Source organism: Halorussus halobius (genome assembly GCF_004765805.1).
Classification (GTDB): Archaea; Halobacteriota; Halobacteria; order Halobacteriales; family Haladaptataceae; genus Halorussus; species Halorussus halobius.
This window is the reverse complement of record NZ_SBIU01000009.1, coordinates 1-19,934: the sequence shown is the minus strand read 5'-3', so window position 1 is coordinate 19,934 and position 19,934 is coordinate 1. Positions and strand designations below refer to the sequence as shown.

The 19,934-nt window shown below is 58.8% G+C and carries 25 protein-coding genes; 4 read left to right on the top strand and 21 right to left on the bottom strand.

Annotated elements, in window-relative coordinates; genetic code table 11:
* Nucleotides 1–109: 109 nt before the first annotated feature.
* The 5 genes from EPL03_RS18970 to EPL03_RS18950 all read right to left on the bottom strand — a co-directional run bounded on the left by EPL03_RS18970 (nt 110) and on the right by EPL03_RS18950 (nt 3,365).
* Nucleotides 110–1,036, bottom strand: coding sequence for an ArdC-like ssDNA-binding domain-containing protein (locus EPL03_RS18970; RefSeq protein WP_135823171.1), 927 nt, complete (start codon nt 1,034–1,036; stop codon nt 110–112).
* 87 nt (nt 1,037–1,123) lie between these two features.
* The gene (locus EPL03_RS18965) at nt 1,124–1,471 is read right to left on the bottom strand and encodes a hypothetical protein (RefSeq protein WP_012289562.1); all 348 of its coding nucleotides are present in this window, start codon (nt 1,469–1,471) and stop codon (nt 1,124–1,126) included.
* A 74-nt stretch (nt 1,472–1,545) separates the two neighbouring features.
* Complete coding sequence (locus EPL03_RS18960) at nt 1,546–2,547, bottom strand: DUF6610 family protein (protein ID WP_012289563.1); 1,002 nt, start codon at nt 2,545–2,547, stop codon at nt 1,546–1,548.
* Nucleotides 2,548–2,670: 123 nt separating this feature from the next.
* Nucleotides 2,671–2,937, bottom strand: a complete 267-nt coding sequence (locus tag EPL03_RS18955; protein WP_135536620.1) for a hypothetical protein — start codon at nt 2,935–2,937, stop codon at nt 2,671–2,673.
* 8 nt (nt 2,938–2,945) lie between these two features.
* Entirely contained in the window at nt 2,946–3,365 is a 420-nt protein-coding gene (locus EPL03_RS18950; RefSeq protein ID WP_049987713.1) for a hypothetical protein, read from the bottom strand.
* Nucleotides 3,366–3,530: 165 nt separating this feature from the next.
* Between EPL03_RS18950 and EPL03_RS18945 the strand changes: the two genes are divergently transcribed.
* A complete protein-coding gene (locus EPL03_RS18945) occupies nt 3,531–4,151 on the top strand; it encodes an SDR family oxidoreductase (RefSeq protein ID WP_012289566.1) in 621 nt (206 codons plus the stop codon).
* 158 nt (nt 4,152–4,309) lie between these two features.
* Here EPL03_RS18945 and EPL03_RS20550 read toward each other — a convergent pair whose 3' ends face one another.
* The 3 genes from EPL03_RS20550 to EPL03_RS18930 form a co-directional block, all read right to left on the bottom strand.
* Nucleotides 4,310–4,675, bottom strand: a complete 366-nt coding sequence (locus tag EPL03_RS20550) for a DUF7568 family protein (protein ID WP_012289567.1) — start codon at nt 4,673–4,675, stop codon at nt 4,310–4,312.
* A gap of 130 nt (nt 4,676–4,805) precedes the next feature.
* On the bottom strand, nt 4,806–5,105 hold the full coding sequence (locus EPL03_RS18935; protein ID WP_049892640.1) for a hypothetical protein: 300 nt from the start codon (nt 5,103–5,105) through the stop codon (nt 4,806–4,808).
* 54 nt (nt 5,106–5,159) lie between these two features.
* Nucleotides 5,160–5,381: a hypothetical protein gene (locus tag EPL03_RS18930; protein WP_049892641.1), complete on the bottom strand. Its 222-nt coding sequence runs from the start codon at nt 5,379–5,381 to the stop codon at nt 5,160–5,162.
* 184 nt (nt 5,382–5,565) lie between these two features.
* On the opposite strand from EPL03_RS18930, the gene EPL03_RS18925 reads away from it, so the two are divergent.
* The gene (locus EPL03_RS18925; protein WP_012289569.1) at nt 5,566–5,817 is read left to right on the top strand and encodes a hypothetical protein; all 252 of its coding nucleotides are present in this window, start codon (nt 5,566–5,568) and stop codon (nt 5,815–5,817) included.
* Between the two features lie 126 nt (nt 5,818–5,943).
* Here EPL03_RS18925 and EPL03_RS18920 read toward each other — a convergent pair whose 3' ends face one another.
* The 10 genes from EPL03_RS18920 to EPL03_RS18870 form a co-directional block, all read right to left on the bottom strand.
* Nucleotides 5,944–6,222 carry a DUF7389 domain-containing protein gene (locus tag EPL03_RS18920; protein ID WP_012289570.1) on the bottom strand — a complete coding sequence of 93 codons (279 nt, stop codon included), beginning with the start codon at nt 6,220–6,222 and terminating at the stop codon, nt 5,944–5,946.
* A gap of 23 nt (nt 6,223–6,245) precedes the next feature.
* Nucleotides 6,246–6,647, bottom strand: a complete 402-nt coding sequence (locus tag EPL03_RS20545; RefSeq protein WP_006186966.1) for a DUF6166 domain-containing protein — start codon at nt 6,645–6,647, stop codon at nt 6,246–6,248.
* A gap of 105 nt (nt 6,648–6,752) precedes the next feature.
* Nucleotides 6,753–7,244, bottom strand: coding sequence for a hypothetical protein (locus EPL03_RS18910; protein ID WP_006186967.1), 492 nt, complete (start codon nt 7,242–7,244; stop codon nt 6,753–6,755).
* A 108-nt stretch (nt 7,245–7,352) separates the two neighbouring features.
* Entirely contained in the window at nt 7,353–7,790 is a 438-nt protein-coding gene (locus EPL03_RS18905; RefSeq protein WP_006186968.1) for a hypothetical protein, read from the bottom strand.
* 83 nt (nt 7,791–7,873) lie between these two features.
* Nucleotides 7,874–8,254: a hypothetical protein gene (locus EPL03_RS18900; RefSeq protein ID WP_050033547.1), complete on the bottom strand. Its 381-nt coding sequence runs from the start codon at nt 8,252–8,254 to the stop codon at nt 7,874–7,876.
* Between the two features lie 315 nt (nt 8,255–8,569).
* Nucleotides 8,570–9,796 carry an MFS transporter gene (locus EPL03_RS18895; protein ID WP_012289573.1) on the bottom strand — a complete coding sequence of 409 codons (1,227 nt, stop codon included), beginning with the start codon at nt 9,794–9,796 and terminating at the stop codon, nt 8,570–8,572.
* A gap of 245 nt (nt 9,797–10,041) precedes the next feature.
* A complete protein-coding gene (locus EPL03_RS18890) occupies nt 10,042–10,323 on the bottom strand; it encodes a DUF7521 family protein (RefSeq protein WP_049892643.1) in 282 nt (93 codons plus the stop codon).
* On the bottom strand, nt 10,320–10,697 hold the full coding sequence (locus EPL03_RS18885) for a winged helix-turn-helix domain-containing protein (RefSeq protein WP_012289575.1): 378 nt from the start codon (nt 10,695–10,697) through the stop codon (nt 10,320–10,322). The genes EPL03_RS18890 and EPL03_RS18885 overlap by 4 nt, the downstream gene beginning before the upstream one ends.
* Nucleotides 10,698–11,082: 385 nt before the next feature.
* Entirely contained in the window at nt 11,083–12,057 is a 975-nt protein-coding gene (locus EPL03_RS18875; protein ID WP_135536394.1) for a transcription initiation factor IIB, read from the bottom strand.
* A 224-nt stretch (nt 12,058–12,281) separates the two neighbouring features.
* Nucleotides 12,282–12,821 carry a plastocyanin/azurin family copper-binding protein gene (locus tag EPL03_RS18870; RefSeq protein ID WP_115864529.1) on the bottom strand — a complete coding sequence of 180 codons (540 nt, stop codon included), beginning with the start codon at nt 12,819–12,821 and terminating at the stop codon, nt 12,282–12,284.
* 99 nt (nt 12,822–12,920) lie between these two features.
* Between EPL03_RS18870 and EPL03_RS18865 the strand changes: the two genes are divergently transcribed.
* A complete protein-coding gene (locus EPL03_RS18865; RefSeq protein ID WP_115864528.1) occupies nt 12,921–14,729 on the top strand; it encodes a multicopper oxidase family protein in 1,809 nt (602 codons plus the stop codon).
* A 546-nt stretch (nt 14,730–15,275) separates the two neighbouring features.
* Here EPL03_RS18865 and EPL03_RS18860 read toward each other — a convergent pair.
* The 3 genes from EPL03_RS18860 to EPL03_RS18850 form a co-directional block, all read right to left on the bottom strand.
* Complete coding sequence (locus tag EPL03_RS18860) at nt 15,276–17,861, bottom strand: efflux RND transporter permease subunit (protein ID WP_115864527.1); 2,586 nt, start codon at nt 17,859–17,861, stop codon at nt 15,276–15,278.
* Between the two features lie 276 nt (nt 17,862–18,137).
* Nucleotides 18,138–18,416 (bottom strand): DUF7521 family protein, encoded by a 279-nt coding sequence (locus EPL03_RS18855; RefSeq protein ID WP_098727616.1) that lies wholly within the window; start codon nt 18,414–18,416, stop codon nt 18,138–18,140.
* Nucleotides 18,413–18,865, bottom strand: a complete 453-nt coding sequence (locus EPL03_RS18850; protein ID WP_098727617.1) for a winged helix-turn-helix domain-containing protein — start codon at nt 18,863–18,865, stop codon at nt 18,413–18,415. Before EPL03_RS18850 ends, EPL03_RS18855 begins: the two co-directional genes overlap by 4 nt.
* Nucleotides 18,866–19,237: 372 nt before the next feature.
* Between EPL03_RS18850 and EPL03_RS18845 the strand changes: the two genes are divergently transcribed.
* Nucleotides 19,238–19,678, top strand: a complete 441-nt coding sequence (locus EPL03_RS18845) for a hypothetical protein (protein ID WP_135536396.1) — start codon at nt 19,238–19,240, stop codon at nt 19,676–19,678.
* Nucleotides 19,679–19,934: the final 256 nt, after the last annotated feature.

Sequence of the window (19,934 nt, the reverse complement as noted above, 5' to 3'; positions counted from 1 at the left end):
GTGACGAACTCGGTCACGCCGCCACTCTTCGTCGGCGGAAAAAACAACTCCTGAAACGCGCCAGCGCGGATACCTCCGCTACTTCGTCTGCCGGAGAGACACAGACTCGTTACCCATCGACGGTTTCGATGAGTTCCTTCGCAGTCGATCCGATTCGACCAAGCCGTTCTTGAACTGCGTCTGCGTCGTCGTCCTGCCACGCGGCCAGGTAGAACGCGGACCCGCTCGTATCCAGTTCGAAATACCGCCCGACGATGTAGGCGACTGCCTCGGCCTCAACCTCGCGTTTCGCCCGCTCGGTCTCGTCGGTGACGTCTGCGTGGAGGAGCGCGTGAGCGTACTCGTGGATGAGTGTCACGGCGAGATCAGCCTGATTCGTACGGGCTTTCGCCTCGACGACTGGTTGGAGATCACGCTTACTCCGGTATTTGCAGACGCCCTTGGCGTCGCCATGCTCCCAGTCGACAGCGTCGACGATGCGGACCGTCACGTCGATCTCAGCGGCTGCATCCTCGAGTGCGGGTACTAGGTCGTCGGCGTCGCCAGTCGCCTCAGTCTCCAGCTCAGGAAGCGGCTCACCCTCGGTCTGAGACACGTCGAAGACAGCAGTTGGCTTGAAGCCGACAAGCCCTTTCGACCACTCGTCAGGCGATGTCTCGTCGTACTCACAGTCGCTTTGTTCATGGTAGCTAGGCGAGTTCTCGCACTCGGGACACTGCTTGGTGATGATCGGGGCCCAAATCCAGATGGCCTGTTCGCCCTCCTGGACGTGCCGGTCGAACTCATTCCGCCAGGTGTTGTAGCCGGCGACCTTCGTCGCCTCGGGACACTGGAGATTGATGAGGAGCGTGTTTCGATGGGAATAGTCGTGGAAGCGACTCTGGACGTCGAGCCACTCCTGGAACTCCTCGCTCGCCTGCGCATCGTCAACGTGGTCGACGAGCTCGTCGATCCACGCTTCGATGGTACTGTGCATCTCGTCATGTCGAGTGTCGGTCTCCTCGAATGAGACCGACGGGTCACTGGTCGTAGCCATAGTGTTCACCGAATCGAATTCACGGCGATTGCGTCAGTTCAGGACGCGCCGCACCCCTTGGGGCGCATAAAAAACTCGCGGCGGCGGTCACCGCAAGGCTGCTTTCTCGTCAGCGAAGCCGACCGCCACGAGGTACTCGAGGAACTCATCGAACTGTTCCACGTCGCTGGGGGTGTCGGCCGCGAGGTGTCGTACCCACTCGATGGCCCACTGGAACGCGGGATCGGCTCCGCCCTTTCCGTGGATGTACCACCAGCGGGCGGCCTTCAACACGACTAGCGGATTCGTCGGTGGCTGCTCGCCGGCTAGCTCACGAGTAACCGATCGGATTTCCTCGGGCACCTCGCCGGAATCGACCTCGCCGGATTGGGTGTTCGCGACATCGACTGGAATCTCATCAATCGAGACGTCGTTCGTACTCTGTTGTTGACTCACAGGAGTTCACCTCAGTGTGAAGGCCTTTTTCGAGCCCTCGCCCACTCCGGGGGCACGAAAAACCGCTTGTGGCGTCATGCGGGCGGGAGGTACACGCTCTGCTCGCCGGCGAGCTCCTCGAGATTGTTCCGATGACGATGTGCGAAGTAGCAATCATAGCTGCAGTAGCCACAGATCTCGCCCGTGTCGTACTCAGCGATGTAGGGGCTGCGCCGGGTCATCCAGACGTTCGCCTCACATTCAGTACATGCAGCACCATCGAGATGGGTCGGTGACGGGCCATGATACTCGAGTTCAAGTCCATCCTCTTGGGGCGTCGACTCGGGCCAGACGCCGTGTGCCTGCCAGAACTCGCGAATCTGGGCAAGGCCATGGCGAACGGTCTTCCGAACTGTCATGTGCTCGGCGTCGCGACCGCTGTCGTCCCAGCCGTCCGACGTCCAGAACTCGCCGAACTGCGCCCCACGATGCAGCCCGTTCCAGTCGAGGCCGACGATGTCGGCAGGTGGGTCACCCGTCAGCGTCGGTCGGGTGAGCTGCTCGATCACATCGAGTTGCTTGGGTGGACTGCCACCGAGAATATGGACGCGCCGCCCGCGCCAATCAGCAGGATCAGAGAACTCGTGAGCGAGTCGATCAGCGTATCCCCGGGAGTACCCGACGACGAGGTCATCGGGGACAGCGTGGATCGCTGCCTGGCACTTCGGGACGATCACGGGGTCTGCGTCCGGGTAACTTCCCTGGATCTCGCAGGCAGCAGCAACGTATTCGTCGACCTCGTCGACGTCGTAGGCGTCGCCAATCACACCGACCTCCGGTTCGTATTCGAAGAAGCGCTCGATATACCGATCGAGGTCGGGATTTCGAAAATCGTTGTCGAGCATCCCGACCGGTAGGTCCAGGTCTGTGTACTGCTGTTGTTGGTAGGTACAGTCCTCGCGAAAGCCCGTGAGAAAGCCGAGCCGGAATGCGTCAAGCGCAAATGGAACCCGGTGGAGGAACGCCAGGTGGTCAGCCTGCCGAGCGGCTGTAATTTCAGTCGCGATGCTGCTGGTCGGACGTGCTGAGAGCGCCATCTCGAATCACCCAGAAGATGCAGGGTTGATCGCCCCGTGCTCGCTCTCGGGGCGAGAAAAAACCACGAGCAGACGCCAATCTTAACCAACAATAAGAGCTAGCCGCTTCTGATGTTGGTTAACTCATCGGTGGTATCGAGCCTCGAGTGGGTCGATCTCTCCGGCGTGGACGAGACTCGTCTCTGAGTCCGCCTCTTCGTGAAGAAGATCGACGAGTGCGAACTGCGCGCAGGCAGTGAACGAACACGCCTCGTTCTGACACCAGACGTCGGCGTAGGCGATGTCGGTCTGCTCGCCTGCATAGACGGGTTTCCCAATACCAAGCTGCGAGTCGCAGCCGTCGCGAGGGCAGATCGGTTCGATACGCGTGAATGTGGGCGTGTCTTCCATTGAATTCATCAGTAAGGGTCGTAGCTCGGCGTGATATCGCCGGTCAGGACGCTGCTCTCGATGGCGTTGCTCTCGCCGCCTTCGAGGTCGATGATGCGATAGACGGCGTCGCCGCTCCACTCGCAGTCTTCATCGGAACACTTCGCGCTCGCGTACGCGCCATTCTCGTTGTTCAGATGGACACTCAGGAGATCGAGACGCTCGCTGCAGAGCGGACACTCTGCTGGCACCTGCGCGTAGCGATACCCCGTCGCGATGGTGATGTCGTCCTGGTCCACTTCGACGCCGTGGCGCTCCCCGATTCGGTCACGGACTGCTACGCGAAGATCGTCCAGGAGTGCATGGCGCATTTCCTCATCGACGGGTAGCTCGACGCCGTCGACGGTGATCGTCAGCCGGTACGCTATCGTCTGGGTTGTATCGTCCATTCTGGTCACCTCTGGGGGCACATTCGCCTGCGCCCGCGCCCCTCTCGGGCGCTCAAAAACTACCTCGTGAAGGGCCAGTGGTGGTCTCTGATGACCTCTCTGCCGGATCAGGAGCTTCCCCGAGTACGAATTCTTTTGGCGCTATCGCACGTCCGTTACGACGCCATGAACGTACTCATCGCAGGATCACACGGCGGGGTCGGCCAGCATATTACTGCGGTGCTGAGCGAAAGCGATCACACAGTCCAAGCGATGGTGCGCGAGGAGTCACAGGTCTCGGAGATGGAGGCCTTCGGCGTCGAGGTGGTCGTCGCGGACCTCACCGAGGACGTCTCCCACGCCGTCGACGGAAGCGACGCGATCATCTTCGCGGCGGGGTCTGGTGGCGAGGACGTCGAAGGCGTCGATCGAGACGGTGCAATCAGGCTAATCGACGAAGCCGAAGAGCACGGTGTCCCGCGCTTTGTCATGCTCAGTGCGATCAATGCCGACAACCCTGAGGAGAGTCCCGACGCGCTTCGGCCGTACCTCGAAGCCAAACTGGCGGCTGATGAGCATCTCCAAGCAAGCGAACTCACGGAGACGATCGTCCGACCAGGGGAGTTGACCAACGAGTCCGCAACCGGGCGGATTGAGGCAGCCCGTCGGGTCGAACGCGGCCAAGTCACCCGCGCCGACGTTGCCCGCACGCTCGGTACCGCACTCGACACGGAGAACACCTACGGGAAGACCTTCGAGATGATCGAAGGCGACGAACCAATCGAGAGCGCGCTCGAAACCGTTTGATCAGATTCGCCTTCCTCTGGCGCTGGTGCGACGGCCTTTCTGCACTCGTCGCCGACTTCCTCACAGCGAACGGCATCGGCATCATCCCGAAATTCATCTCGGAGGGACTATTCTATGACACCTTCCGCTAACGAGCACGTGTCCTTCCGAACTCTCGTTCAGCGTTCAGGGCCGTAGATGATTGCTGACCGGCTTTCGTAGCCGCACTCTCGACATTCGAACCACCGTTGGACTTTCGCGCCGTCAGCACTCTTCTGGCCGACGACGACGTCGTCGTTCGGACACTCTGGACAGGGTAACTCAGGGTGGGGTCGCTTTCGGAGTTCATCGCGAAGCGAGGTAGCTTCTTTCGTCTCGAATCCGCGCGACCACACCGGGTAGCCGTCGACGAGGATCGCGGCACGCCACTTGTGGATATACGAGTCCGGCGCTCGGTGAAACACCGCGTGCGCGTTGGTCTCTGTGTTGCGATACGCTAGCTTCGGGGTACGGCTCTCACGCGTCCAATTTGTAATTCGTGGCATGGGTACTGATGCCCCCGCGTTCGGGAGGCTCGCAGTCGCTTGATTCGGGGATTGACTAGTCTCGCGAGTCGATATCTCGCTTCTCACCATCACTTACCCAACACAGCCAGTCGAACGAACTGGTTGTTGGTTACTCCTCGAAGAGACAGCGATCGGATGCATCGTCGCCGGCGAGCGTCTGCTGATCCTCGGTAGTATCGGCGAAGAGGTTCGACTGATCACTCTCGGACGATTGTTCTACCTCCGGACGGTCGTCGACGCCGAACTCACTCGCCTCGGGCCGATCGAGCCGTGAATCACGGTCGCGGTGGTCCACGTCCGCACCGAAGTCCTCGAGGGAGGTTTCGACGCTCGTCCCGGTCACTTCGAGCTGGCCATCGTCTCCGAAGGCGGTCTGCTGTTGAATCTCGATTTCCGGTCGATTGCTCATGTGAATTGAGCCTCCACCCACTGGAGGCTCCGAAAAACTTCCACGAGCGTTGTCTCAGCCCTCTTCTTTGCGGAGTTCGCTGGCTCTGTGTTCGAGACGCCGGAGAATCTGGACCCGATTCTGGTGGGTGTTCTCGTAGGCAACGCAGGCCCGCAGCGTCTCCATGTCGTGAATCGTCACGATGCCGGCGTTGAGAAGTCCCGTATTCGATGGTTCGAGACGCTGTTCCGGTGATAGGCCGCTCGATTCCGTGGATTGCTCTGAGGAGTTGCTCACTGAGTGTCGCCTCCGCTCCTGCTGAGGCGACGAAAAAACAGCGCCGGACTGAGAATGTCAGAGAGTAGTTTGTGCATCCTCGTTTCGCGTCGTGTGGCGAATAGGCTGAACGCTCAGTACAGGTAGTACACTTATCGCTCGGTACAAGCTAAATATATAATGGATGGCGAGCGTAGGACTTGATATGGCTGACTCCGACAACCTCACTGAATCCGAAATTCGGCGTGCCGTGAGGGAGGAGATGTCAAGAGCGGGACGGTCAGTTCTCTCAACTGTCTTTTGGACGATACTGGCAGCATTCACGATCCTCGTTGGCCTTCAAGCGGTTCAAATGGCATTCTACACAACTGGTTTGGCTGTTGTGGCCTTTGCAGCGGTCGGTATACTCGTTACGGGCGCTAGCATCTATCTCCTTTATCTCCTTCACTGGGCCTAGCAATAGCTGATACTACGATTTTTGAATCGACTCGCCCCATTCGCACACACATTGAACAGATAGTTCAGTCAAAACGAGTCGAAATTTGTGGCCTGCCAAATCGTTTTGTGAGACCCGCTAGACTGCTTACTCGTCTTCTTCCTCGGGTTGGATTTGGCGGGCGTCCTCGGCGAGTTTGTAAACGTACGCTCGAAGGATCTCCATGTCCTCTCGGGCGTCTTCGAGCGTTTTCGCTTTCACCTTGGCTTTGATCTGGTCTTCATCTCGTGTCCCGGTTCCGCGCTTGAGCTTCACGGTCAGCGAGACACCGACGTCGCTGCGTTCGACGTATTCCGTTGGTGACGGCCGCTCACTGTTCTCTATCGATTCGACATCCGCACGAGACGGCTGGTTGTGTTCCGACATATGTTACTCTCAGTGATTGGTGCTCAGATAGACGGTGCGGCCGCTTCGTCGGATGTCTCGCGAAGGACTGCGTCGATGTCACTGCCGGTGAGTCGCCAGCGCCCGCCGGGACCAGTGCAATCCAACTGGCTTACGACCTGGTTTTTGAACTCCGTGTATTGCGCTAGCGCAACCTCCTCGTCGTCGGAGTAATCGAGCAGGAGCGCGAGCGCGAGTTGTGCCGGGCCACTGCCCCCGTATCCCCATTCGAAGCCAGAGGGACTGTGACTCGCCAACTCGAGACTCCGATTTGGAGTGAGCCGTTCCTGACCGGGCTGTTTCTCCACGATGGCGCGGCCTCGCTGTCGATAGCCGACGTAGACGACGTCACGGTCACTTCTCGGGCGTGTCTGTTCGACTGATTGTGAGTCGATAGTTCCACTCATCGTTCTATTCGAGGTGTGCTCGTTCGAGCACCCCCGCACCCCTCAGGGGGCGAAAAAAATGCTCTGCGGTCACTGCACCACGGAGCAGCTGGCCGGTTTGTTCCCTCAGAAGTGGATGTCCGCCGGCACAATCCAGAGATCGTCACTCTCGTCGAGAATTCGCTCCAACTGGCCTCGATGCCGGATGCCGCTGCCATGTTCGTCATACAGGCAGACCGAAGGCCCGTCGTACGCACCGACCTGGTGGAATGCGTGCCGGGCGAGGTCCGCATCGCGCATGATCTCCTCGTCGCTGTGTTCGTCGAGTGCCTCCTTCACCCGGTCGAGATTCCGCTGAAACTCCTCTTTCGTGGCTTCCCAGCCGCGTTCGAGCAGCTCCTCGCCCTCATCGGATTCCACAGAAGCTGCAACCGGGAGATCACCCCAACGGGCCGTTCCAGCGACCGTCGTGTCCTCCTCGTCAAAGCACACGTAGTAATCGAAGACAGCACCTGCGTGTGGCACGGCGCCGACGAGTCGATCGAACACCGTCTTTCCGGTGGCGAGCGCATCATCTCGTGTCGATGCCTCAACTAGCGTGTAAATGACCATGTGCATCGGTTGTCACCTCGGTCTGCCGACGCACGCGACTCCGCTCCGCATCACTGCTTGGTGCGCCGGCACCCATCGCCGGCGCTCGATAAACACCGCCGGAATACGCGCTCGCTAGGCGTCGTCTCGTTCCGACCCAGTGATCTCCTCGACGGTGATCGTCAGGTCACCGGTTTCGTAGTCGGCGTCGAAATCGACCGCGAACGCCGCCGATTCGTACGCTGCGTGGTAGGCGCGGTGGAGTGCGAGTGTTCCAGTCGCTTTGAAGTGGAAGAACGCGGCTGCCGTGTACGGTTTGCTCGCGGTTTCGATCTGCGATTCGACCGATGCTTGCAGCGCGATCTGCGGCGTATCGGTGTCGATCCCGGCGGCAAAGGCCCGAGCTTCGTCGACGCTCGCTTGCGAATGCTCGGGCGTCTCGCCAGTAAGAACATTCACCGGGGTCTCTGTCTCCTCGGTGAACAGGACGTCTTCGAACGTCTGCGTACCGAGGATTGCCTCGGGGCCTAGCTCACAGTCCTCGAACGAGTCGTCAGTAGATTGCTCGGACATGGTATCACGAAGCCCCACGTGGGGCTCAGTCCGTCAGCCCCCGATAAACGACTCCTCTTCACCTGCCAAGGGATGATCACCAGTTATTCGCCGATCGGGTCGAGTCCGGTCAGATCGGCGTGAAGGACCTCACCATTGCGGATGACGTACCGCTTGGCGAGGACCGGAAATCGACACTTCGTATACCCGGCCGTCTGGATGTCGAGTTCCTGGTCGCCATCGATGTACTCCGCGAGCTGCCGGAGGAACTCGTGGGTCACGATCCCACCGTCATAATCGGGGAGACCGTTCTCACGCGCTTCGTACACCTCGAAGCTATCGTAGCCCCAGATGATGAGTTCGCCCTCCTCGTCTACCTCCCAGTTGAGGGTCCCGAAGCAATAGCTCTCACAGAGCTGACGGACTGCTTGTGCGTCCGATACAATCGTGCCGGTCGACGTCGTCGCTGCTTGGAGTGTTGCCATAGGTTGTACTCGAGGGCGCTTTCCTACCCCCGCACTCCTCAGGGGGTAACAAACGTACTGCGGTTACTGGGTTCTGGAACGGGACGGTGGATGATTCGCTCCTCTCGAATGTGCGGAAAGCGTTTAGAAGACCTCCCAAGCAAGTACACGCACGTATCGAGATCTGTTGTGATACCGGCCTTCGGTCTATTGGCCTACGTTCCGAGGGGCAGATATGGGCCTAGAACACTCGCTGAACGAAGCCATCTACACCCTCTTTTCGTGGGTGCGGGGCAACCGTACTCGGGATAGAGACAAGCTCATGGAACAGATCAATCACTCATTTGTGAATGTGCGACGTTGAGTTGATTGCCCAGTTTCTGAAAGCGTGAGAAGGCCGAACGCAGAGATGCCGAGAGCGAGGGCAGCGAGACCGGCGATGAGGAGCGTATCGGTGTAGCCCACAATTGAGGCAACAGCAACGAACACTGGCGGGCCGAGGGTCGTTCCGAACTGAAGCACGCTCGTTCGGATACTCATGATTCCGCCGCGGAACGCATCGGGCGCGAGTGTATTCAGTGCTGTATCGGTGATCGGTTCCGCGAATCCCTGCCCGATACCGAAAAGGAACAGTGCGCCGGCAAGGACGGTGATCGAGTGGGCGAGTGCAGCGAGCGTCATCCCGATACCGTAGGTCACAAAACCGAGTGTGATGAGCCGCGGGGGTGAGAGATGGCGCATGAGACGGGACGACTGTGAGGACGTCACCCCCATCGTCACCGCTGGGAGTCCGAGCAACAGCCCGATCATCCCAGAAGAAAGGCCGTAGGATTCGTCGAGAATGAACGGGACGACCGTGAGCTGTGCGCCATAGAGAACAAAGAAAATGCCGAAAATAGCGACGTACAACCCGAGAGCCGTCCGTGTTGGGACCGATTGAGCTGCGTTAACGACGTACGACAGTCCGGACGAATCCATGCTACTCTCGGGTTCAGGGAGAATCGCAGAGCCGGCAACGGCGACGACAATACCGAGTGCGAAACAGACGAACGGCGCGGCCCACGAGAGCAGCGCAAGGCCACCGCCCAGTAAGGGGTAGCCAGCCGCGCCGATGGCGAGGATTGCCGCGTTCAGTCCAATGAGACGACTCTGCTGTTCCCCCGAGAACAGGTCACCGAGCAGCGTCACGGTGAGACTCATGATGGCACTGCCAGCGGTTCCCTGCACGACGCGGAGACCGAGAAGCGTTGTGAATTCGTCGACAAACACGACTGCAATGCCACTCACGCCAAACAAGAATAGCGAAGGGACGAGCACACGTTTGCGACCAACGCGGTCGGCGATGAGACCGATGAACGGTGTGAGAACGATACCGGGCAAGGTAAATGCCGAGATGAGGAGACTCGCTTGACTCGCCGAGATGTTCCATGCTGCTTGAATCGTCGGCAGTGCTGGGCTGATGAGGGAGACGCCCATCACACTCACGAGCGTACTCGCAAAGATGATGAGGACTGTCTGTGATTGCTGGATGTCTGTGAGTGGGTTGGATAGAGCTGTTCTCATGGATGTTGTCGTTCGAAATTCGCTTGCCGATACTACATCGAATAGCGCTGTGTACGGTAGTGGGGCGTGAGTGAGATACCGCCGAGGCAACGGTCAGCGTTATCCGGTCCACAATCAGCGTACTGGCGGGCCGACAGAAACCGCGTGCCAACGCAGTTGCATACTCGATACACCGTACTTTCTCCAAAATGGGTCAGACTGAGTTTCAAACTTACGTACTCGCCTTCGTAGTCGCGGAGCTGTCTTCACCTGCGTTCGAGATAAAGTGAGTACATGATGATAGCCAATCCTATCGCAACAAGGACGCTATTGATTAGAATGCCCAATTCGAGTGAGACGGAGAGGATTTGATGTGCAATTCCTGCGAGCAGCGCGCCGAACGTGATAACACCGAACCCGATCCCGAGCGCTCGCAGTGAGGGCGTGCCTGTTCGTCGATACGCCTTGTACGCGATATACGTGATACCGCTCCCCAACAGCAGGATCACCGTCTTCACGACGACAATGGCCGGTCCTGTCCACATCATAACTCATCCCCCATCTTCGACCAAATATCTTCGAGGCGTTCGTCGGGGCTCCGTGGTGGGCGTTTCACGGCTACCGACAAGTCGTCTTCGTCGTCCATAGAGATGGTCACATCGTCGAAGTCTCGTTCGTATCGCGTAGTTCGACCCCCACCAGGATTGATTGTGTCCTGTTCGCGGACGAGGGAGGCTCGACTAAGGAGTTCTAGTTTCCGGTACAACGTCGATTTGGGTATGTCACAGGCGTCGATGAGTTCGTTCGCGGTCATGGGTTCAGCTGTTTCACGGAGGATAGCTCGACAGTTGGCGTCGTCCAGCGCATCAAGGACATTCTGCAACGATGGAGAGTCCTCAGATGACGCGGGATCGCTCACCATACTCTAATTTTGGACGGTATTGGGGATATGGCATCCGATTACAACTCAAACAATGGAGAGTGGACGTAGTCTGGAACAGAAATCGGCTCCTCGAGAGTATCAATCGCATCCATCTCAAATCTGTCTGACTCCATTCTCAGTGACCTCATAGCGTCCTCGGCCGCGTGAATGGATATATCCCTTCTCGTGTAGACGAGCACAGGTTTGATCCACCGTTATCGGATGGCGCTCAGCAGTTTTAGCGATCTCCATGACACCCAGTGGCGATTCCGCGATGAGTATTTCAAGGATCTCCCGTTCGGTTTCGCGAGTGAGTTCACTCATCACGTCCCTCGCTGAACTGGAGGCGTCCGAACCCTCTCGCATGGCTCCGCTGGATCGCTCTTCACGCATAGTCACCGTTCTCTGCGTAGACTTCGAGCAGTTCTTGATAGCGATTCCGAATGGTTACCATACTCACGTGAGCAGCGTTACTCACCGTCTCCTGTGTCAACTGTTCATTCGTTAAGTGAGTCGCCGCGTAGAGCGCGGCCGCTGCAAGACCCGCAGGGCTCTTTCCGCTGTGAACAGCCTGCGCCTTTGCGGTAGTGAGTAGTTCACGGGCCTGTCGTGTCGCCTCATCGCTCACCTCGAGCGCCGACGCGAATTGAGGGATGTATTGGAGAGGATCTGCTGGTTCAATCTGCAACTCGAGTTCACGAGATACATACCGATATGCACGCTGAATGCGGATTTTTTCGACTCGGCTGACCTCAGCGAATTCAGACAAAGGACGTGGCGTTCCGTGTTGTCTGGCTGCTGCGTACAGAGCGGCTGTCGACATTCCTTCGATGGATCGGCCTGGAAGGAGGTTTTCGTCGACAGCCCGGCGGTAAAGGGCCCCAGCGGTTTCACGAACTGGTCTTGAGACACCGAGGGCGGATGCCATCCGACTGATTTCGCCGAGTGCTTGTTTGAGGTTCCGTTCGTGTGCATCCTTCGTTCGGAACCGCTCATCCCACGTTCGAAGTCGTTGCACTCGGGCACGCTTACGCTCCGAAATCGACTGTCCAGACGCATCCTTATTTTGCCAACCGATCGTCGTACTGAGTCCCTTGTCGTGCATGAGTTGCGTTGTTGGAGCCCCAACGCGACTTTTCTCGTCTCGTTCTTCACTATGAAATGCCCGCCATTCCGGACCGCGGTCAATAGCTGCTTCGTCGAGAATCAAGCCACACTCCTTACAAGTTGTCTCCCCGTGCTCATCATCGTGAACGACCCGACCATCACACTCCGGACATGATACTCTCGACTGGGACTCGGAGGTTGATTGCTGTTCACTTGTATGGTTGTCTTCGATGTTGAGTGTCGTGTTGGGCATGAGTACCAGATTCCAGATATCGTCTCTCGATCAATCTGAGTGGGTGTCTCTAGCGTAGCTGTGAGTCGACACTCCCAAGAATACCGGGCGGAATCCCAACATATGGGAATCCGGCAATCTGGTTTATTGAGCACAAACTAAGATTCGCGGTGTCGGAAATATAGTTGTCTCTGATTGGGATACTAAGGTTACGAACCGACCAGCTAACAGCTGCGGGTGGAGCGTCACCCAGAAAAGTCGCTGTACGAAACCGCTCCCTGGTCGACGATCGTTTGACTCTCAGGGACGTCTCCGTCCGGCGGCATACTCCCCTCAGCGGGGCCTCCGGGCTCTCCAACCACGATGCGGCCGACCATGTCGAGGCTCTTGTGGGGGGTACAGTAGTAGTCGTGCGTACCTGCTGTCTCGAAAGTGTGTTCGAAGGTAGCACCTTGTTCGCTGAGTATCCCACTGTCGAACGCCTCGGCACCGTCCGGGATGCGCGTGACTGACGCCTGTCCATTCCCCTTCTTGTATGCTGTCGCAGAGTGGCTGCCGCTATCGATCTCGAACGTGATCGTTTCGCCGGATTCGACGAAGAGCCCGATCGGGTCGAAGTAATAGTCGCTTCCCTCCGTGACCATCAGAATTGTCGTTGTGTCTCCGTTCGATGGAGTATCCGTCTCACCGCTTTCGTCGGGGTTCGAGCTGCTACAGCCAGCGAGCCCGGTGAGACCTGCGGTTGCGGCGACTCCACCTGCTTTCAGGACCTGTCGACGTTCCATACCCGACCATTGGAACGCCACTGATAGACCACTTTGGCGGATTCCCACCGGTCGGGATTCCGCCGTCGACTGACTGTCACTGCGCACGAAGTTCTATACATGAGGGACCATCTTGGAGCGCCCGGGACCGGCCTATCGCGGCGTGAATTCATTGCGGCGACGGGCAGTACTGGCGCGCTGAGTCTCGCAGGGTGTGTAGCCCCGACTGGAAGAACTGAGACTCCGTCGCAGTCACTCTCAGGCGAGCATTCGTCGCCTGAGATTGAAAAGTGGCTTGCCGAAGTCCCTCGGCCAGGTGTCCTGGAACCAGTTGGGGAGAAGGACGGGAACCCCTATTACGAGGTTGAAATGCGCGAGATTGAGCAGAAGATTCATCCTAACCTTCCACCGACGACTGTCTGGGGGTACGACGGCCAATACCCGGGGCCGACGATCGAAGCACAGCAGGGCGAACCAGTCTATGTGCGCTGGATGAACAAGTTACCGAACGAACATCTCCTGCCGGTGGATGAGACGATTCACAGTAGCAAGATTCCCTACGACAGTACCGGAGTACGGGTCGTGACCCACCTTCACGGCGGGAACGTCGAGCACACGAGCGACGGCAAGCCGACAGCGTGGTTCACGCGGGACTTCGAGCAAACCGGCCCGAAGTTCAAGAAAAAAGACTACTACTACGTAAACGACCAGCCCCCGGCCACGCTCTGGTATCACGACCACTCGCTCGGAATTACTCGGTTGAACGTCTACGCCGGTCTTGCCGGACTCTATCTCCTCCGGAACGACCGAGAGGAGTCACTTGGTCTACCGTCGGGCGAGTACGAGATCCCACTGGTGCTCCAGGACCGCAGCTTCAACGACGACGGATCGTTGTTCTACCCGACCGCCCGCTCCGGGACGGACAGCGACTCGCCGAACCCCAACCCGAGCATCGTCTCGCAGTTCTTCGGTGACACGTCCGTCGTCAATGGGAAGGCTTGGCCTCGGCTTTCAGTCGACCCGAGGAAGTACCGATTTCGGATCCTCAATGGGTCGAACTGTCGGTTCTACAACCTCAAGCTGTTCGAGTACAACGAGTCGGACGGAACGACCGGAGCGGGCGGGCCGCCGTTCACCCTCGTCGGAAACGATGGTGGTCTGCTGGCCTCACCGGTCACGATCGAGGACCGTCTGGAGATCGGTACGGGCAAACGTGCCGATGTCGTCGTTGATTTCTCGGACTACGCCGGACAGACGCTCCTGGTGCACAACGACGCCGCGGCACCTTACCGTGGCCCGGACATTAATACCGGAGAACAACAGCCGCTACCGGACGTGATGCTTGTCGATGTCGCCGCCGATGACGTCGACGATCCGAGCCAGGTTCCGAGTACGTTGGCGGAAGTGCCAGAAATCCCCGTCGACTCGGTCGACGAGGAACGGTACCTCCCGATGACCATGAGTTCCGACGAGTACGGACGACCCTTGCACCTCTTGGGTTCGGAAGCGGAGTCATCGCCCCACAAACTGTACGATCCGGTTACTGAGGAGCCCACCCTCAACGACACGGAAATCTGGAGCTTCGCGAACCTGACGGGAATGTCTCACCCGATGCATATGCATCTCGTGCACTTCCAGGTGCTTGGGCGACAGCCGTACAGTGAGTACGACCCCGAGGCGGAGACGATCGATATCGAGTCGCTTGAACCCCCCGCACCGGAAGAAATGGGCTGGAACGACGTCGTCACGGCGAATCCGGGGGAGGTAACTCACGTGATCGTTCACTTCGGCGGGTTTGAGGGCCTATTCAACGACCAGACCGGCTGGTACATGTGGCACTGTCACATGCTCGAACACGAGGACCACGACATGATGCGGCCCTTCAGAGTACTGCCGTATTCTGGCGGTGATAACGATGACGGATCCTGAACGCGATCACGTACCGGAGGTCGATGTTCGGAACGACGTCGACATCGTCGCTGCTTGGAGTGTTGGCATGAGTTGTACCTGGGGACGTTCCCCTGCTCCTCACCTCCTTCAGGGGATAACAAACATATCCTGAGACGAACCAGGAAGAACCGCTCCTCGAGGGTCGTGTATCAGGATACTACGTGGCCGCCAACGTCCCCCGTGGCGGCTGGTCAAGTAAGGAGATTCACTTGCTCCAGGATTCTCATCGCTGCGTCGATTCGCTCCCGATTGGCGGGATCCAATTCATCGACGTCGATATCAATGAGATTGCTGAGCGTGCGGTGCATCCGATAACCAGGTGTGTTTCGTGGGTCCATGTGTACGCCTCCGCCGATTTTCGGCGTAGAACAACCTATTGTACGTGCGCAGGTCGTCGTCGCTTGGGTCACCAGAGCTCACTCGGCTGTACCTGAACCGATTTGTGGTCTGGAGACACGAGGACGCCGTCAGGCGGTACATAGCGAATGAATCACCGGTTCCATTGTGACTCTATTGCGGCTATTTTCAGCTGAGGTATCGTTCTCGGACTACGAGGAGAGACGGTAACACGGTGACACAGCTCACGAACGCGAAGACGATACTCAACCCAGTCACGAGGCCGAAGCGGTGGAGCGGCGGGGAGAGCGCGAGTGCGAGGACGCCAAAGCCCGCAGCCGTCGTCGCTGCACTCCCCAGCAACGCACCGCCAGTCCCTGTGACTGCCGCCACCAGCGACTCGTCGAGCGACGCTCGGCGCTCACGCTCGTCGACGAATCGTTCACCGAGGTGGATGCTGTAGTCGACGCCGAGCCCGATCGCCAAACTCGTGATGACGACAGTCTCGCTGTTGAACGGGATGTCGAGCAGTGCCATCGTGCCGAGCAACCACGCAAGCGCGAGGAGGACGGGGACGAGCACCACGACCGCGAGCCCTGGCGCGCGGTACCGCCACCAGTACAGGCCAAGGAGAAACGCCAGGATGACACCCAGCGTTACGGCGAATCCTTCGACGAGCGTCTCGAACAGGGCGCTCTGGACGACAGCAGTGATGATCGGCCCACCCGTCGCAACGGCTGTCACCGGTGCGTTCCCCTCGATGCCTGTGGCGACCTGCCGCACGTCGGTGGCGATCGATTGGGCGGCCGCGTCGGTCTGCACACCGACGAGTGACCTGGCTGTCGCATACGACCCGTTCTCGGTACGATAGAGGACTGTCGACGCCCGGTCGGGAGCGGCGCCGTACACGAGGTCGTAGACAGACGCGACGTCCTCGTCCGGGAGGCCATCACCATCCGAGTCTCGCGCGTCAATCGCGGCGGCGACCGTCTGATTCCCGGCGGCGACAGACCGGAGGACAGTCGCCGGACTCTCGACAGCGGCCGTGCCGTCCGACTGCATGGCGATCGTTCCATTTCGACTCGAATACTGAGACGTATTGTCGGTTGCAGTGAGCACTGCCGGCGCGGTCACGTTCCCGCGTATCAGTATCTGGGCCTCCGAACCCTGCCCGCGTTGACGGAAGTTGTCGCTCAGGTACGAGAGATCCTCTCGGACGTCGTACTCAGCGGGGGCGAACGGTTCCGGAAGCGACTCCATCCACTCTGGGGCATCCTCCGGCAGGAAATCCGCCTGATTGAACTCCGTATCCAGGCCCGTCGCACCGTAAGCACCTGCCGAAGCCAACAACAGTGAGACGACGAGAATAGCGATCGGTGCGCGTCGAGAGAGAGTCGCAGTACCCGAGAGCACACGGCGAATCGGCCCTGAGCCGACCCCGAACGCTGACTGCTGGCGGTCACGCCCGAGTCGAGCGAGGAGTCGTTCAACTTCGAGTTTGACGGCCGGGACGAGTGCCACGAAGACGACGAACATCGCGACGATGCCGACCGCGCTCAGGAGCGCGAAGTCCTGTATCGACCCGAGCGGGCTGACGTAGTTCGAGAAGAAGCCAATGCCGGTCGAGAACGCGGCAGCGGCCAGCGCAACGACGACACCGGCGACCCCCACCCGCATCGCAGTGGTCGGGTCACGTCGGCCATCGGACTGGGAATCGGCGTCGAGCTCCCCCGTTCGCGCCTCGCGATAGCGCATGACGACGTGGAGCGAGTAGTCGATACTCAGCCCGACGAGCAGGAACGGGACGGCGATGAGTATCGAACTGGACGGGATTCCGAGCCAGCCCTGGATACCCTGGAGCCACACCATCACTATGCCGATCCCGAACAGGCTGACGAGCACGTCGACCACGTCGCGGTACGCGATACCGAGGACGACGAGCAGGAGGACGAGAGCGACGGGGGTGATGATGAGGAAGCTGTCGCCGATGGCCTGCGAGGACGCCTCGTCGATGATGCCCTGTCCGAAGACGAACGCGTCGGCGTCGTCGAAGCGCTCGTCGACCAGGGAGGCGATAGCCACTTGCGCATCGGACGCCTCCTGGGGCGTTCCGCTAGCGCCGCCACTGTTGTCGGATTGGAAGACGAGTGTCAGTCTCGCGTCGGCGCTCGTTGCGCCGGGTTCGTAGTCCGACGGCAGGAATGTGGTCGGGTCACGGTCAGGGGCGGTCGAATCCGAATTGAGTAGTCGAGTGAGTAGTGCATCAACCTCCTCGTCTGAGCGTGATTCGAGCGCCTCGATCTGTTGGTCGAGTGTCGGCGCTGGTGGCTGCCCGTTCCGACCGGTGGAGGCTGTGTCGTTTGTCCCGCTCCCAGCCGTTCGGGCTTCGAAGTAGGCCGCAGTCGCCACGATGTTCTCGAGACCGCGGAGCCCCGACTCCGCTCGGAGCGTCGTATTGATGGCTTCGGTTTCCCGTATCTCCTGCTGGAGTCGGAGGCTCTGCAGTAACGACTCGCGGGTGAGGACGTCTCCACCTTCGTCTTTGACGACGATCTGTGTGACCACCGCATCGTCCGTTCCGTACGTCGATTCGATCTCCTCGAGTGCTACCTGTTCCTCGGAGTCGATGCCTGCCTGACCGATCGCACCGTCTTCACTGGTGCCGACCACCGCGCCAGCGCCGACGATCGCCGTGAGGACGAGCAACAGGACGATGATGAGTTTGCTCCGCGAGACGAGCGCGTCCGCGTATCGAGACGGCAAATTCCGTTTCATTGGTCACCGACACCGCTTCGTATTCGCGTGGGCTGTGGCGTTGAGGTTGGCTGACGGACTGGTGTATTCGACTCGTTCATTGTCACACTCTCCGTGTGTGCCTCATATGGAACGATGGAGGTCTCCCACAACGTGGGACAACCGCGAAGTTCGGTTACTCTCTGGAAACGATTTCGTAACTAGACAACTGAACAGGCCACTCTGAATGAAACAGACGGCGTGGGTGGGCTGGATGGAATAGTCTCTGAGTGGTTCCAACCGATCGAGTAGCCGCGGCTACTGACCGTAGAGTCCGTATATCATGACGAGGAAACCGCCACAAGCGATGAGGCTCTCAAAGAGCATTCCCTGGACGCTCGGAATGCCGAAGATGTGGTGGAGGATCCCGACCAGAAACGTCCCGATGGTGATGACCATGAGACCCACTGCGAAGTACTGGAGTCCCTCGATCTGCGTTCGTTGATAGGCTCGATACGCTAACAGGGAGACGATACCCCCGAGGACTAATGCAGCGATTTTGACGATGCCGAGCAGGATGATAATACTGTCCGTCATGATTCTTTCTTCATCTCGGACCAGAACGTCGCCATACGGTCCTCGGCATCCTCGTCTGGTCGTTCGACGGAGACGGTGAATTCGTCGTCGTCGATGCTGATCGAGATATCCGCGAAATCCCGTTCGTACAACGTGGCGTTCGGTCCGTCACGGCGGACTTCAGTGTACTCTTTGACGAGAGCGGCCTCACGGAGTCGCTCAAGTTTGCGATACACTGTCGAACTCGGCAACTCGCATTCGTTGCAGAGTGTGGTTGCGGATTTCGGCTCGGTCAATGTCGTGAGTATCGCTCTGCATTTACTGTCTTCGAGCGATTGAAGGACTGCTGAAACGGGCGGATCGTCGTCATCCGTCGAGGGATCCTGCACCATATTGGTGGCTGTCTGAGTCGCGTTCGACCGTGATGGGATGAGCGAGAGCCGGTTTGGGTCGATGAATTCCTCAGTCATTCGAATATCGCATTCTCCAGGTCGTCTCGACTCCGAGACGGGTACGCTGTCAGTTAGCTCTGTCTTACGACTATGGGTGTATAGGGGTATCGGGTGTTCCCAGATCGTTGGACTAGCAGAACGTCCGATACGTAGTTGGGTAGAGTCGATGCCGAATACTGGTCTGATCTCCGCCGCTCGGTCTCCAATCCCACATTCTGGGACAGTTCCATCGTTGTTTATCTACTGCTGTCACAGATTTGGGTGAATGATGGCTAGATACCGTTACCGGCCGAAAGAACGAACCGAACTCATGATCCTCGAAGCTGGTGAATCTGTTGACGACAACGCGGATACTGGACAAAGATCGTGCCTGAGTATGGAGGGTCAGTAATGGCGACGATGCTCGACGTTGTTATGACTATCCACACTATTTTTGCTGCACTGTGGACCGGAGGTACACTCTTGGTTGCAGGCACTGTGCTCCCTGCAGCTCGTAGAGACTTGCTCGGAGAGGAGGCGTTGGCTCTTATCGGCCGTCGATTCTCGTATCTCACGATCGCCTCGGTGCTGCTACTGCTGTTCACCGGTGGGCATCTTGCAGGAACGCTCTACACCGCCGAATCCCTCCAATTGACCGGGCGGGGGCATCTCGTCCTGACAATGGTCGGCCTGTGGCTCGTCCTTCCAATAGTGCTCTACGGTGGCTTCCGTCAGCTAACCGGCCTTCCACCGGAACAATCGGCGGCAACTGCAGCGACGGCAGCGCGACCGTGGTTTCTGACTGCGAGTGTTGTTTCGATAGCACTCCTCATCGTCGCTGGGCTTCTCTGAACTGATTTCACCGTTCGCTATCGAGAGTCCATTTGAACGGGCAGACCTGGACGTATCTGGCATCACTAGCACGATTAAGCCTTCTCGGCAGGGTGTGGACCGTATCTAGGCGTTCCACACACCTGGCACCATCCGTCTTTAGCTAAGAGGAGAACCACGAGACAGCGGCGGCTTATCGAGGCTTCTTTTCGAGAGGAATGAGGAGGCGACGGCTGTGCACACCAAAGCCTCCTCATCGAGAATCATGCGTCGGCTC